The sequence below is a fragment of the Micromonospora sp. WMMD812 genome (genome assembly GCF_027497215.1).
In the GTDB taxonomy this organism is placed as follows: domain Bacteria; phylum Actinomycetota; class Actinomycetes; order Mycobacteriales; family Micromonosporaceae; genus Micromonospora.
Genome location: NZ_CP114904.1, coordinates 2,748,190 through 2,761,179 on the forward strand (window position 1 = coordinate 2,748,190; position 12,990 = coordinate 2,761,179).

Below are 12,990 nucleotides of genomic sequence, written 5' to 3' on the forward strand. Positions count from 1 at the left end.
CTCAGCTCTCTTCGGCTCCGGAAACTGGCATGTCGAGATAGGCCAGCAACCGCAGAACACCGGCAAGGTGTTGCAGGTCATGCCAGAGCACCGGCACGTCGCCCGCCGGGCGACCCAGGAACGAACGCAGCTCCGCGATGTCATCGCTGCTCTGCCCGACGTCGATACCCGGTGCAGGGTCGTCCCTCAGCTCGAAGGCGGTCCTCACGTCGACGTTCCAGTAGAGGTCGATACCGACGCCCGACAGATCGATCTCCGCGCCGAACCGCTCCTCCACTGCATCCAGCAGCATTCCGCACACCTGGCGAAGGTCCTGGACTCTCAGCACGTCCGTCACGTTCACCACCCTCTCGGCAGCGCCACACACACAACGACCGCGGTTGCTGTACTTAGCTGCTGTACAGGCAGCAAAAAGGCCACCCCCCTTGAATGGGAATGGCCTTTGACCTGCGTGGGCGATACTGGGATCGAACCAGTGACCTCTTCGGTGTGAACGAAGCGCTCTCCCGCTGAGCTAATCGCCCTCAGCGCGGATGACTGTACCTGATCGGCTCCCCCGTCCGCGAATCTGGGGTCAGTGCGTCGCGAGGTAGTGCATGACCCGGGCGACGAGGTCGATGCCGAGGCTGTACTTGAGCGAGAGCCAGACCACGACGGCGACGAAGACGAGGCCGACGGCGCCGAGCACGAATCGCACGCCGAGTGACTGGTCCTTCACCCACTGCGTCCAGTTGTGGACGTGCCGGCGGGTGAAGCCGAGGAGCCGTCGCGCCCAGTGGTACTCGACCGCCCAGATCCCGAGGCCGGCGATCACCAGCAACCAACCGGGGCCGGGCAGCGGGATGAGGGCGATGCCGAGGGTGACGACGAGCGCGCCCGCGATGGAGATGAAGATCTTGAGGGCGATCCGGCCGGTGGGGTTGGCGCGGATCAGGTCGAGAGTGGTGGAGACGCGCTGCTGCCAACGGGCCCACCGCCGCCGTTCGGCCAGGGCGATACCACCCGGGCCGGGCTCGGGTGGCCCATCTCCGGATGCCCGGCCGCCGGGCCGGTCGTCTTGATCCATCGGCACCGCGTACCCCCGCTTTTCGGCTGCTCGGACCGCGACGTTCGGCGAGCTGGCCGCCACTATCGGATCCACTGAGGATCGTTTCGTGACCATTTCACCCCCCAGTGTCGCTCGGGACCGTCACCCCTTCCGACGACTGGACGTTACCGGAGTAAGTCGACGACTGAACCACCCGATGCCGGGCGGGACGACGCACTGGGCAGAACCGGAAATCCTACATGAATTTTCACATTCAGGCGGCCTTTCCGACCCCCCTCCCACCACTGGGTGAAGTCAGCGTATGGCGGAGCGTAGCCACGAGTAGCGCCTGAGTATGGGAAAAGCGGGACACGCGCGTTCCGCAGCGGTGCCGGGGGGAGAACGTCCATGAGTGTCATCCGACCGACGACCGTAGAGGTCGAGACGTCGCTAAGGCTCGTCGCGCCTGACGCCACCGCCTTGCCGGTGCGTGCCAGCTTGCGCTACGACCCTGCTGACCCGTACGCGGTCCATGTCCTGTTCCACGCCGAATCGGCCGGAGGCGAAGCAGTCAGCTGGTCCTTCGCCCGCGAACTGCTGGTCACCGGCCTCGACGAGCCGGCCGGCATCGGCGACGTCCGGGTGTGGCCGTGGGCCACGCCGCGCGGCGACTTCGTCGCGCTCGCGCTGTCGTCACCCGACGGCAACGCTCTCTTCGAGGTGCCGCGGAGCGTCCTGGTGCGCTTCCTGCGGCGCACCTACGTCGTCGTCCCGCGCGGCCGCGAGGCCGAGCACCTGGACGTCGACACCGCGGTGAACCGGCTGCTCGCCGGCCGCTAAAACCGTCACACCGGGTAACACCGGCCTTTCCGGCCACCTGGGGCCGCGCGGATCTGCCGAGTCCGCGCGGCTCCGGCACACCTTGGCGTACGCACAGCCGCCCGCCCCCGGGGCGGCCACGCGTCAGCCGTGCGTGGTGATGCCCCCGTCGACCGGAATGACCGCCCCGGTGAGGTACGCCCCGGCCCGCGACGCGAGGTAGATCGCCGTGCCGGCCATGTCCTCCGGCCGCCCGATCCGACCCAGCGGCACCTGCTTCTCGATGGCCGCCCGGGACGCGGGGTCGTCCAACGCGAACGCCATCATCTTGCTCTCGAACGGCCCGGGCGCGATCGCGTTGACCGTGATCCGCTCGCCGGCCAGTTGGTGGGCCAGGCTGCGGGTGAGCATGTGCACGGCGGCCTTGGTCGCCGAGTAGGCGTACACCTCCATCCACGGCACCCGGATGCCGTCGATGGACCCGATGTTGATCACGCGGGCCGGGTTGTCGGCGCCGGCGGCGGCGCGCAGCTCGGGCAGCAGCGCGGTGGTCAGCCGGAACACCGCCTTGACGTTCACCGCCCAGAGCTTGTCGAACGCGCTCTCCGGGTACGCCTCCAGCGGCGCTCCCCAGGTCGCACCCGCGTTGTTGACCAGCACGTCGAGCCGGTCCACCCGCTCCCGGACGGCGGCGGCGAGCCCCTCGGCGCCGGCGTCGCCGCTCAGGTCCGCCGGGATCGCGTCGCAGCGGCCCTCGACCGACAGCTTCTCGGCCACCGCCGCGCAGACGTCCGCCTTGCGGGACGAGATGATCACGTGCGCGCCGGCGCGGACGAAGCCCTGGGCGATCATCAGCCCGATCCCCCGCGAACCGCCGGTGACCAGGACCGTCTTGCCTTCGACCGAGAACAGATCCGTCATGTCCATCCCATCGCGAGTCGGCGGTGGCCCGGCCGCGGCCGGCCGGCGACGCGGCCGCCGGTCGTGCCGCACCCGGACGGCACTACCGCCCGGTAACGTAGCCCGGCCGCCCGGATCGGGACAAGAGCGGACCGACGACCCGGACGGGCCGCAAGGTGGCGCGGCGGCGCCTGTCGACCAACTGACTGCCAGTCGGGATGCGGTGACCTGCGGCTCCGGCTACCGTCGGCTGCGATGGTCCCTTCCGGTCAGCTCCCCCAGCCACCGGTCAACGCCGCGTCTCCGTTTCCCGTCGAGATCGACACGCTCGCGCTGGCCGACCTCGCCCGCGACCCGGGCTGGCGCCGCCCCGTGCTCCTGGAGCGGGACCTGCTGGTGCTGACCACCGGCGGGCACGGCGACGCCGAACTCGACTTCCAGCTCCTGCCCTGCCGGCCCGGCACCCTGCTGCGGGTGCACGCCGGGCAGGTGCTGCGCTGCCCCTGCCCGCAGCTGGACGCGACGGTGGTGCGCTGGGACGCCGGCGCGCTGCGCGGCCTGGAGGTCGACCCGGACGCCGTACCGGCGTGGCGGCAGCTCGCCGGCGAGGACGAGGACGCGGTCATCAGCGAGGTGAGCCAGCTCGCGGTGGACTGCGTACGGCACCGGGGGGTGCCCGGCGCCCGTGGCCTGCTCCGCCACCAGCTCGCCGTGCTGCTGCTACGGGTCGCCCTGACCGGTGAGGCGCAGCCGGCCCCGCGGCCGGAGGAGGACACCTTCCGCCGACTGTGCCGGGAGGTCGAGCGCGACTACCAGCACACCCGCCGGGTCGAGGACTACGCCGACCGCCTCGGGTGCTCGGTGCGTACGCTGACCCGCGCCTGCCTGGCGGTCACCGGGCGCAGCGCCAAGCAGGTGATCGACGAGCGGGTGGCGTTGCAGGCCAGCCGGTTGCTGGCGGCCACCGACGAGCCGATCGCCCGGATCGGCCGGCGGCTGGGCTTCTCCGAGCCGACCAACTTCGGCCGGTTCTTCACCCGCGAGGTGGGCATGAGTCCGGGCGCGTTCCGGGCCGCCCGCGAGGACCCGCCGCCCGGCCAGGTCGTCCGCCCTCGGCCGCCGGTCGAGGCGGCCCACGCCCGCCCGGAGCCGTCGCGCTCCCTGCGGTGACCCCCTCCTTCCTCCGGTCCGGCGGCCGTCCCGTCGGCTCACCCGCCACTGTCCAGCCTGGATCCGCGCGGAGTTTCGCGAATCGGCGTACCGGGAATGTTCGACCCCAGTACGGCAGGGAACGGTGACGAAGGGAGCCCGCCATGGGCCTGATGTTTCGCAAGCGCAAGAAGATCGGCCCGCTGATCCTCAACTTCACCGAGAACGGCTTCTCGTCGTGGAGCATCAAGATCGGCCGCTGGTCGTGGAACTCCCGGGCGAGGGCGCACCGGGTCGACCTGCCGGGCCCGCTGTCCTGGAAGCAGGACAAGTCCCGCTCCTGACCCACCCCCGCCCCCACGTCGATCATGCAGTTGTGGTGCCGGATCTCTCCGTACCGGCGGCATTCGTCCCCCACCACAACTGCATGATCGTTGTGTGTCCGGTTCCTGGAACGGGTCAGGGGCCGGGGTGGGGGCCACGACAATCGCCCCATGACCACGGAACGGCCCTGGCGGCGGGAACGCCGACGCGCGACGCTCGGCGCCGCGCTGCTCCTGCTGGCGTACTTCGTGATCCCGGTCGAACCGCACGCGAACCACGCGCTGGTGGCGACCCGCGCCGCGCTCACCCTGCTCACACTGCTCGCCGTGCTCTGGCTGGTGACCCGTCAGGTCCGCCGGCAGCTCACCGCCGCCCCGACCGGACATCCTCAGGCGCTGGCCCTGCTCCGGCTGACGATCACTCTTGTCGCGGGGTTGCTGACCTTCGCGCTGGCCGACTACAAGATCGCGCGGACCTGGCCCGGACAGTTCGGCGGCGTGGAGACCCGCGTCGACGCGCTCTACTTCGCACTGGCCACTCTCACCACCATCGGCTACGGCGATGTCAGCGCCGAGGGGCAGATCGCCCGGGCGTTCGTCTGCGCGCAGATGATCTTCAGTGTCGGAGTGCTCGCCACCGGCGTGTCGGTGCTGGTCAGGCAGGCGGTGCAGAGCCCGCGGCGGCGATGACCACGTCGCCGCCGAGCCGGCCGTGCGCCGGGTCGCGGGTGACCGACCCCGCGGTGAGCAGGCCGGTGAGCGCCCGGACCGCGTCCGACGACCGGTAGACGGTCGAGGTGAGGGTGTAGCGGCGCAGCTCGGTGACCGTACGGGGACCGGAGCGGGACAGCTCCACCAGCAGTTCCCGGCGCAGCGGGCCGGGCTCGGGGTCGAGCGCGATGTCCAGCAGCCGCCCGGCCGGATCCGCCGGGTCGCGGTAGCGCACGCCGGCGAACTCGTCGACCGCCCAGACCGCCTCCTTGAACGCCTCCAGGCTGCGATCGGAGCCGGTGCCGAAGGCCACCGTCGCCGACTCGCCGTCGGTCGGCACCAACTCCACCTCGGTCACCAGCGGGAAGCCGGCCGCGGTGAGCGCCGCCCGGGCGGTCCCGGCGCCGAGGCGCAGCAGCACCTCGGCCGGGCGACCGGTGGCCACCGCCGCCAGCACCGCGGGATCCGCGCCGGCGGCGTCCGGCACCCCCGGGTCACCGCTCCCGGTGGGAGTGGCGTTCACCGCCGGCACCGCGCCGGCGGTGTCCACGAAGGAGAAGGTCGGCGCGCCGGCCCCACCGGCCGCCTTGAACGCGACCGGCAGCCGGGACGGGTCACCCGGCACCACGTGCACGGCGACCTCCGCCGGCAGGCCGGCCTCGATCGGGCCGAGCCGGGCCGGCAGCTCCACCGCCTCGGCCACCACCAGCACGCTGAGCCGCCGCCCGCGCAGCCGGTCGGCGTACTCGGCGACCACCCGCAGCGCGTCGTCGGCGGATTCGGCGTCGCCGCCCACGTACGCCAGAGCGACGGTGGCCCGCCGGGAGCGGTGCAGCGCTCCCGGCAGCCAGGTCTCCAACTGGCGGACGAGCAGCTCGCGGGTGACGGCGGCGGTCGGGTCGCTCGGCATGCTGCCGTTCTACCGCACGGCCGCTCAGGCCGGAATGGAGATGCCCACCCCGCCGCGGGTCTGTCCGCCGTAGCGCTGCCGCTCGCGGTCGAGGTCGAGGCGGCCGATCCGCTTGCGTGCCGACAGCGCCGCGTCGTCCAGCAGGTCGGCCGGGATCAGCCAGACCACCTCGAACTCCAGCCCGTCCGGGTCCTGCCCGTAGAGGCTCTTCGTGGTGCCGTGGTCGGAGCTGCCGACCAGCGCGCCGGCCTCGGCGAGCCGCTCGGCGGTCGCCGCCAGCTCGTCGAGGGTGTCGACCTCCCAGGCGAGGTGGTAGAGCCCGACGGTGGCGCGGCCGGCGGTGGACCGGCCGGCGGCGGCGCCGATCTCGAACAGGCCGAGGTCGTGGTCGTTCGTGGAGTCGGGCGCCTGGAGGAAGGTGGCGCCGCGGAAGCCGTCCGGGGTCATCTCGACCGGACGGAAGCCCAGCACGTCGCGGTAGAAGGCGACGCTGCGGGCGAGGTCACTGACGTAGAGGACCGCGTGGTTGAGCCGGTGGATTCCCATGCCCGCAACGGTAGCCCGGTTTAGTTGAGCGTTCAACTAAACCGACTATGATGGGCGTCATGACGCGGTGGCTGGACCCGAACGAGCAGCGGACCTGGCGGGCGTTCCTGACCGCCTCGCGCGGGCTGATGGACGCGCTCGACCGCGAGCTGCAACGCGACGCCGGCATGCCGCACGCGTACTACGAGATCCTGGTCCGGCTCTCCGAGGCGCCCGAGCGGCGACTGAGGATGAGCGAGCTCGCCGAGGAGACCAGCTCGTCGCGGAGCCGGCTCTCGCACGCCGTCGCGCGGCTGGAGTCCTACGGCTGGGTCCTCCGGGAGGAGCACCCGAGCGACCGGCGCGGCCAGGTCGCGCACCTCACCGACGACGGCTTCGCGGCGCTCGCCGCCGCCGCGCCCGGTCACGTCGAGGGGGTACGCCGGCACCTGTTCGACGCGCTCACGCCGGCCCAGGTGGACCAGCTGCGCCGGATCAGCGACACCCTGGTCGACCACCTGACCGGTTCCTGACCAATCCACACCGGCGCGGGTCTTGTACTTACCGTCGTCGGATGAGCACGATGGGGCGTGCCTTCCGGCTTCGGCGAACTGACTGATCAGGCGCACCACCTGGTGTCCGCCGGCGATCTGGCCGGCGCGCAGCGGTTGCTCTCCGACGCGCTGACCGACGCCGACCCGCGCCCCGCGAACGCCGACGCCGAGCTGGCCGAGGCGGCGAGCCTCCAGGCACGGGTGCTGGTCGCGCTCGGCGAACCGCACTCCGCCCGGGGCTGGGCCGCCTTCGCGTACGCCGCCGCCACCCGGCTGCACGGTCGTTCCGATCCGCGTGCGGTCGCCGCCGCCGCGACCCTGGCCGCGGTGCTGCACCGGGTCGGCAGCCACTCCCGGGCCGCCCGGCTGTACCAGGACGTGATCATCGAGCTGACCGCGCAGGACGGGCCGGAGTCGCTGCGGGTGCTCGCCGCCCACGCCGACCTGGCCACCGTCGAGTACGCGCGCGGGCAGTGCCAGGTCGCCCGTGACCGCCTCCAGGACGCCTGGGAACTGCACCGCGAGGTCTACGGCGACGGGCAGCCCAGCGGCATCAAGATGCTCGCCCGACTCGGCGCGATGCAGCGCGACTGCGGGCAGTTCGCCGAGGGGCACGACAACCTGGCCCTGGCCCGGGAGCTGGCCCGGCAGCACCTGTCGGCCGACGACCCGCTGGCCGCGCAGGTGGCGGCGCTGGCCCGGGCCGCCGCCAACCCCGACCACGTCTGCGCGGACAATCCACCGGCCAGCCGGGACGCGCCGGTCGTGCCCGCGGCCCGCACCCCGCCCCACGCGGACGGGCCTGCCGACGCGGCCCACCAGCCGGTGTACCGCCCGGCCGACCCGGACCAGGAGAGCCCGGCCGTACCCACGCCGCGCCAGCCGGCCGACGAGCCGGCGGCGACCGGCCAGGAGTGGCGACCCGCCGACGAGCCGACGGCCACGGGACAGGACTGGCGGCCCGCCGACGAGCCGACGGCGACCGGCCAGGAGTGGAGGCCGACCGACGAGCCGACGGCCGCCGGCCAGGACTGGCGGCCCGCCGACGAGCCGGCGGCGACCAGCCAGGAGTGGCGACCCGCCGACGAGCCGGCGGGGCGGCCGGCGGGCGAGGCGGCCGGCGCGGAGCAGGCGTGGTGGCCGCCGGACCGGACCTCCGACGAGACAACGCCGGCCAACGGCGCGACGTCCACGGCGGGCGGCGCGGTGCCGCCGGCGGTGGCCGCGCTCGCCGGCGACGACGAGGCGGACGGGGTGCACCGCGTCCGCCGCGGCGACGAGCCGACCGAGCCCTACCAGCCGTCCCGGCTGCTGCCGGTACCCGTGCACCGGCCGGAGTCCCCGCCCGCGGGCCGCCGGTTGCTCCCGCTGGTCGTCGCCGGGGTGGTCGTGGTGCTGCTGGGCACGGCGGCGGTGATCGCCGGCGTGGCCCGGGTGGACGGCGGCGACGAACCGCCCGCCGCGCCACCTCCCAGCACGGCGGCCAACACCGGGCCCGCCCCGGCCGGCACGACAAGCAGCGGTCCGCCCGGCACGGCGAGCCCCACCCCCGGCCCGGCCCTGGCCTCGCCCGGCACCCCACCCACCGGGGTCAACCTGCGCGACACCCGGGACAACGTCGTGCTGCAGTGGACGTATCCGGCCGGCGGCGAGGGGCCGGTGGTCATCTCCGGCGGCCGCGCGGGCCAGGGCAAGAGCGTCTTCGCCGACCTGCCGCCCGGGGAGACCAGCTTCATCGTCTACGGGCTGAACCGCACCACCGACTACTGCTTCACGGTGGCCGTCGTCTGGTCCACCGACATCGTCGCCGCCGCCGACGAGATCTGCACCCGCCGCCGCTGACGACCGGTACAGACCGCCAGGCGGGCGGTTCGGGCCGCTACTCGTCCGCGGCCCCATCAGCGCGCACCGAGTCCTCACCCTGCTGCTCGGCGGTCCGTATTTCCTCGTTCGCCGGGGTCGGGTCGCAGCCGGTGGCACGGAGGAGATCGCTGGCGGCGGTGCGCAGTTGGGTCACCACCGCGTCTCCGAACTGGTCGACCCCCTGGCCCCGGGCTCGGCCCGCCCGATAGACCGCCTCGCGGACCGCGTGGCGGGTCCGTTCGGTGGGGCGGCCGGCGCGATGCTCCCGGCGCAGCAGTTCGACCGCGTCGGCCAGGCGGCCGACGCTGGCGGGCAGGTCGGGGGGAATCGGCTCGTGGTACTGCAACGCCATCGCCGACCGGCGGGCGACTCCCCGGCTGTGTTCGATGACGCGTTCCACGTGCGTGGTCGCGCGTGCGAAGCGTTCCACGTCCTGGCGGCGCAGCCACCGGGCCGGCGCCAGGCTGACGACCTCCTGGGCGCCGCTCAGTGCCTCGTGCATCCGGTCGAGGTCGGGTCCCATGCCGCGCAGTGTGTCCAACGCGCGAACGGCCCGCTGCTGGTCGCCCGTGGTCAGCGCCGCGGACACCTCCCTCAGCTGACCGGCGAGGCAGTGGAAGATCGGGGCCGCGTCGCGGTCGAGGATCCGCATCGGATTCAGCGGCACCAGGACCGCGACCACCACGAGGCCCACCACACCGCCGACCATCGCGTCGACGATCCGGGGCCACTCCAGGTCCTTCTGCGCCGGGGCCAGGGTCGCGAGGAGTACGGCCGTGCCGCCGGCCTGGCCGACGGCGGCGCCGCTGCGCCCGAACAGCACGAGCGTGGCGAGGATGGCGCAGCCGACGATGAATCCGGTCTGCCAGAACCCGGTGCCCAGAAAGGTCAGCAGGAAGTCGGTGGTGGCGATGCCCAGCCCGACTCCGAGCAGCAGCTCGACGGTGCGGTGGGCACGCTGGCCGAGCGCGGCGACGATCGTGCCCACCGCGGCGGACGGGGCGAACACCGGCGACGGGTTGCCCAGCAGGTCGTGTCCGATCGCCCAGGCCAGAGCGGCGGCGAGCCCCGCCTGCACCGCGATCACCAGGGCGACTTCCAGCTGACTCAGCCGCAGTCGTCCGGCCCGACCACCGCGACCGCGGATCCGCGCACCGCTCGTCTTCGCGCGGCCGACCACACGGTCACGCAGCGCGCGGCTGACACCGGACCGGCGGCGACCATCAGGACTCACCGAGCACTCGTACCACGCCGCGGCCGGGCAGAACCGGCCAATCGCCGAGGCGGACCCGGCCCGCCCCTTCCAACGGCACGCGGCGAACCTGGCTACTCCGGAAGGATCACGCCGTGACCGAAGCCGGGTGCGGACGCGCCACCGTGGCCACACCGACGCCTGGCTGGCAGGCAACGATGACCGCTCGTACACCTGTCGTTCGCCAGGCACGTCTAGCTTTCGCTGGAATCAACACAATCCAATCTGAAAGCGGAAGAACATGGCCGAAATTCTCATCAAGATCGCCGTCGAGGTCCTCGCCGCCGCGTTGATCGCGCTCGTCACGACGCTGGTCCGCCGCAAGCTGTCCAACGCCTGACCGGCGGCGGCGTCGAGCCGGCCCGGCGGGCGGGCGACTCCAACCTCCGCCGCACCAACTGTCGGCCTGTTCTCGGCTGCCGGCCGCGCCGGCGTGGGTGGCCGCACCGACCACGACCCGGTGGCCCTCGGTCGCTACGTTGACGCAGACGGATGTCTCGGACGACGCGACGAGTGGGAGCTGACGATGACGGTCCTCCGGGGTCTGCGGGAGGCGGTGCTGCTGTTGGTGATCGCGCTGGTGGTCATCGCGGTCGCCGCGGTGGTGTGGGTCGCGGTGGCCGGCGGCGGCTTCGCCTCCCGATTCGGTCTCGCCTCGATCCTCGTCGGGGTGCTGTTGGGGGTCACCGGCGACCTGACGCTGAGCCGGATCGGCATGCTCGATGCCCGGTCGACGTTCGGGCTCCCTCCCGAGCGGGAGACCGGCGGCGGTGGCCGGGTGCTCACCGGGGTCGGGATCTTCCTCTTCGTCGGCCTGCCGCTCGTCGTGGTGGGTGTCCTCCTGCTCGCCTGATCATCGGCCGTCGTCGGTCGCGGGCAGCACCGGCAGCCGCAGCGACGCGCGTAGCCCCGGCGCGTCGGCATCGGCGTCGGCGAGGCTGACCGTGCCGCCGGCGCGGCGCACCAACTCCCGGACGATCGCCAGACCGAGGCCGGCCCCGCCCGCGTCCCGGGCGCGCGCGTCGTCCAGCCGGGTGAACCGGTCGAAGACCCGTTCCCGGTCCGCGGCCGGGATGCCCGGCCCGTCGTCGGTCACCGTCACCCGGTGGTACGCGCCCTCCGGCTCGGCGGCGAGCACCACCCGGCTCCGCGCGTGCCGGACCGCGTTGTCCACCAGGTTGGTCAGGATCCGGCGCAGCTCGTCGGGATGCCCGACGGTCCACAGCGGCTCGTCGGGCGGCGTCACCCGCACCGGCGGCGACGGGTAGCGGGCGGCCACCGTGGCGAGCAGGTCGCCCAGCTCGACCGGACCGACGGCGCGCCCGCCCGGCGCGGCTGCGGCCGGGGCGGCGTCCGACTCGTCGAGCCGGGCCAGCAGCAGCAGGTCGTCGACCAGCCGACCCAACCGATCGGTGTCGGCGAGCAGATTCTCGGTCACCGCCGCCCAGTCCGTCCGGTCGCCGAGCCGCTGGGCCACCTCCAGCTCCGTACGGATGTTCGTGACCGGGCTGCGCAGCTCGTGCGCGGCGTCGGCGACGAACGCCCGCTGCCGCCGCCGCGCCGACTCCAGCCGGTCCAGCATCCCGTTGAGGGTGACCGCGAGCCGGTGCACCTCGTCCCGCGAGGCGGGCACCGGCAGCCGGCCGGGCCCGGCGCGCCCGGTGATCTCCTCGGCGCCACGGCGCAGCGCCTCCACCGGCCGCAGGGTCGCGCCGACCACCCGCCAGGCGACGACGGCGAGCACGGCCACCAGCAGCGGGAAGCTGACCAGAAGGATGGTCCGGACCACGTGCGTGCTGTGCCGGACGTCGGTCAGCGACTTGGCGACCAGGACGGTGAGCGGGTCGGCGGCGGTGCCGGCGGGCACCGTCACCACCCGGACCGGGCCGGACAGCCCGACCCGCTCCCCCGACACCACCAGTCGCTGCCGCTGCTCCGGGTCCAGCCGTTCGGGGCGGACCATCGGCACCAGCCGGTCGGCGTCGATCGAGGCCGCCCGTATCCGGCCCTGGGCGTCGACCACCTGCACCCGGACCTGTCCGCCGGCGACCGGCAGCGGGTCGGGCAACGCGTCCTCGGCGGCGAGGAGGGCGACCGCGTCCGCGGTGCGGAAGGCCTCGCTGTCCACGCTGCGCTGCAGCACGTAGCCGAGCACGCCGAGCAGCATGAACCCGCCGAGGGCCAGCCCGACGGAGAGGCCGAGCACGCCGAGCGCCATCAGCCGCCCGCGCAGCCCGAGCGCGAGCGGTCGGCGCGACCGCGGGTTCATGTGGCGAGCCGGTAGCCGGCGCCGCGGACCGTCTCCAGGCGCTCCCGACCGATCTTGCGGCGCAGGTAGCCGACGTACACCTCGACGGCGTTCGGCGCGGTCTCCACGCTGGCGTCCCAGACGTGGTCCAGCAGCTCGGTCTTGGAGACGACCTCGCCGGGGCGGCGCATCAGGTAGTCGAGCAGCGCGAACTCGCGGGCGGTCAGCGCGATCTCGGCGTCGGCCCGGGTCACCCGCCGGCGGGCCGGGTCGAGCCGCAGGTCGCCCACCGCCAGCACCGTCGGGCGTTCGGGCGCGCCCCGGCGCAGCAGCGCGCGCAGCCGGGCCAGCAGCACGACGTACGAGAAGGGTTTGGTCAGGTAGTCGTCGGCGCCGCAGTCCAGCCCGTCGGCCTGGTCGTACTCGCCGTCCTTCGCCGAGAGCATGAGCACCGGCAGCCAGTTCTCCTCGGCGCGCAGCCGACGGACCACCTCGTAGCCGGAGAGGCCAGGCAGCATCACGTCCAGGACCATCGCGTCGTAGCCGCCGCCCCGCGCCGCGTCCAGCCCGGCAGGGCCGGTCGGCGCCACGTCCACCGCGAAGCCCTCGGCCTGCAGGCCCCGCTGCAGCGCGGCCGCCAGCCGCGCCTCGTCCTCCACCACCAGCAGCCGCACGCGTCAAGGGTGCCACCCGCTTTCACCCCGATACC

Annotated in this window: 15 protein-coding genes and 1 tRNA gene; 7 read left to right on the forward strand and 9 right to left on the reverse strand. The window is 73.5% G+C overall.

Going from position 1 to position 12,990, the window contains the following annotated elements; all coding sequences use genetic code 11:
* Position 1 precedes the first annotated feature (1 nt).
* The 3 genes from O7603_RS12530 to O7603_RS12540 form a co-directional block, all read right to left on the reverse strand.
* Positions 2–337, reverse strand: a complete 336-nt coding sequence (locus O7603_RS12530) for a hypothetical protein (protein ID WP_281575884.1) — start codon at positions 335–337, stop codon at positions 2–4.
* 115 nt (positions 338–452) lie between these two features.
* Positions 453–524 (reverse strand) — tRNA-Val (locus tag O7603_RS12535).
* A gap of 50 nt (positions 525–574) precedes the next feature.
* The gene (locus tag O7603_RS12540) at positions 575–1,162 is read right to left on the reverse strand and encodes a TIGR02611 family protein (RefSeq protein WP_281575885.1); all 588 of its coding nucleotides are present in this window, start codon (positions 1,160–1,162) and stop codon (positions 575–577) included.
* Positions 1,163–1,435: 273 nt separating this feature from the next.
* On the opposite strand from O7603_RS12540, the gene O7603_RS12545 reads away from it, so the two are divergent.
* Positions 1,436–1,867, forward strand: coding sequence for an SsgA family sporulation/cell division regulator (locus tag O7603_RS12545; RefSeq protein WP_007457244.1), 432 nt, complete (start codon positions 1,436–1,438; stop codon positions 1,865–1,867).
* Between the two features lie 123 nt (positions 1,868–1,990).
* Here the strand turns inward: O7603_RS12545 and O7603_RS12550 are convergent, their stop codons facing one another.
* Positions 1,991–2,767, reverse strand: coding sequence for an SDR family oxidoreductase (locus O7603_RS12550; protein ID WP_281575886.1), 777 nt, complete (start codon positions 2,765–2,767; stop codon positions 1,991–1,993).
* Positions 2,768–3,001: 234 nt separating this feature from the next.
* Between O7603_RS12550 and O7603_RS12555 the strand changes: the two genes are divergently transcribed.
* From O7603_RS12555 to O7603_RS12565, 3 genes are all read left to right on the forward strand, one after another.
* Positions 3,002–3,916: an AraC family transcriptional regulator gene (locus tag O7603_RS12555; protein WP_281575887.1), complete on the forward strand. Its 915-nt coding sequence runs from the start codon at positions 3,002–3,004 to the stop codon at positions 3,914–3,916.
* Positions 3,917–4,059: 143 nt separating this feature from the next.
* Positions 4,060–4,239 carry a DUF4236 domain-containing protein gene (locus O7603_RS12560; RefSeq protein ID WP_281575888.1) on the forward strand — a complete coding sequence of 60 codons (180 nt, stop codon included), beginning with the start codon at positions 4,060–4,062 and terminating at the stop codon, positions 4,237–4,239.
* Positions 4,240–4,389: 150 nt separating this feature from the next.
* Positions 4,390–4,908, forward strand: coding sequence for a potassium channel family protein (locus O7603_RS12565; RefSeq protein WP_281575889.1), 519 nt, complete (start codon positions 4,390–4,392; stop codon positions 4,906–4,908).
* Here the strand turns inward: O7603_RS12565 and O7603_RS12570 are convergent.
* Together O7603_RS12570 and O7603_RS12575 are read right to left on the reverse strand one after the other, a co-directional pair.
* Positions 4,874–5,839 carry a hypothetical protein gene (locus O7603_RS12570; RefSeq protein WP_281575890.1) on the reverse strand — a complete coding sequence of 322 codons (966 nt, stop codon included), beginning with the start codon at positions 5,837–5,839 and terminating at the stop codon, positions 4,874–4,876. The two genes, O7603_RS12565 and O7603_RS12570, sit on opposite strands and share 35 nt — an antisense overlap.
* 24 nt (positions 5,840–5,863) lie before the next feature.
* Positions 5,864–6,385 (reverse strand): VOC family protein, encoded by a 522-nt coding sequence (locus O7603_RS12575; protein WP_281575891.1) that lies wholly within the window; start codon positions 6,383–6,385, stop codon positions 5,864–5,866.
* A gap of 50 nt (positions 6,386–6,435) precedes the next feature.
* On the opposite strand from O7603_RS12575, the gene O7603_RS12580 reads away from it, so the two are divergent.
* Positions 6,436–6,897 carry a MarR family transcriptional regulator gene (locus tag O7603_RS12580; protein ID WP_281575892.1) on the forward strand — a complete coding sequence of 154 codons (462 nt, stop codon included), beginning with the start codon at positions 6,436–6,438 and terminating at the stop codon, positions 6,895–6,897.
* A gap of 57 nt (positions 6,898–6,954) precedes the next feature.
* A complete protein-coding gene (locus tag O7603_RS12585) occupies positions 6,955–8,760 on the forward strand; it encodes a tetratricopeptide repeat protein (RefSeq protein ID WP_281575893.1) in 1,806 nt (601 codons plus the stop codon).
* 37 nt (positions 8,761–8,797) lie between these two features.
* On the opposite strand, the gene O7603_RS12590 is transcribed toward O7603_RS12585, so the two are convergent.
* A complete protein-coding gene (locus tag O7603_RS12590) occupies positions 8,798–10,015 on the reverse strand; it encodes an FUSC family protein (RefSeq protein WP_281575894.1) in 1,218 nt (405 codons plus the stop codon).
* Between the two features lie 544 nt (positions 10,016–10,559).
* On the opposite strand from O7603_RS12590, the gene O7603_RS12595 reads away from it, so the two are divergent.
* Positions 10,560–10,886, forward strand: coding sequence for a hypothetical protein (locus O7603_RS12595; RefSeq protein ID WP_281575895.1), 327 nt, complete (start codon positions 10,560–10,562; stop codon positions 10,884–10,886).
* Here O7603_RS12595 and O7603_RS12600 read toward each other — a convergent pair whose 3' ends face one another.
* Both O7603_RS12600 and O7603_RS12605 read right to left on the reverse strand, forming a co-directional pair.
* Positions 10,887–12,302 carry an ATP-binding protein gene (locus O7603_RS12600; RefSeq protein WP_281575896.1) on the reverse strand — a complete coding sequence of 472 codons (1,416 nt, stop codon included), beginning with the start codon at positions 12,300–12,302 and terminating at the stop codon, positions 10,887–10,889.
* Positions 12,299–12,955 carry a response regulator transcription factor gene (locus O7603_RS12605; protein ID WP_281575897.1) on the reverse strand — a complete coding sequence of 219 codons (657 nt, stop codon included), beginning with the start codon at positions 12,953–12,955 and terminating at the stop codon, positions 12,299–12,301. The genes O7603_RS12600 and O7603_RS12605 overlap by 4 nt, the downstream gene beginning before the upstream one ends.
* Positions 12,956–12,990: the final 35 nt, after the last annotated feature.

Bases quoted from the DNA above. Each gene is read 5' to 3' on its own strand.
- O7603_RS12595 (WP_281575895.1), top strand. From the start codon at position 10,560: ATGACGGTCCTCCGGGGTCTGCGGGAGGCGGTGCTGCTGTTGGTGATC.
- O7603_RS12540 (WP_281575885.1), bottom strand. From the start codon at position 1,162: ATGGTCACGAAACGATCCTCAGTGGATCCGATAGTGGCGGCCAGCTCG.
- O7603_RS12565 (WP_281575889.1), top strand. From the start codon at position 4,390: ATGACCACGGAACGGCCCTGGCGGCGGGAACGCCGACGCGCGACGCTC.
- O7603_RS12570 (WP_281575890.1), bottom strand. From the start codon at position 5,839: ATGCCGAGCGACCCGACCGCCGCCGTCACCCGCGAGCTGCTCGTCCGC.
- O7603_RS12580 (WP_281575892.1), top strand. From the start codon at position 6,436: ATGGGCGTCATGACGCGGTGGCTGGACCCGAACGAGCAGCGGACCTGG.
- O7603_RS12545 (WP_007457244.1), top strand. From the start codon at position 1,436: ATGAGTGTCATCCGACCGACGACCGTAGAGGTCGAGACGTCGCTAAGG.
- O7603_RS12550 (WP_281575886.1), bottom strand. From the start codon at position 2,767: ATGACGGATCTGTTCTCGGTCGAAGGCAAGACGGTCCTGGTCACCGGC.
- O7603_RS12600 (WP_281575896.1), bottom strand. From the start codon at position 12,302: ATGAACCCGCGGTCGCGCCGACCGCTCGCGCTCGGGCTGCGCGGGCGG.
- O7603_RS12560 (WP_281575888.1), top strand. From the start codon at position 4,060: ATGGGCCTGATGTTTCGCAAGCGCAAGAAGATCGGCCCGCTGATCCTC.
- O7603_RS12575 (WP_281575891.1), bottom strand. From the start codon at position 6,385: ATGGGAATCCACCGGCTCAACCACGCGGTCCTCTACGTCAGTGACCTC.
- O7603_RS12555 (WP_281575887.1), top strand. From the start codon at position 3,002: ATGGTCCCTTCCGGTCAGCTCCCCCAGCCACCGGTCAACGCCGCGTCT.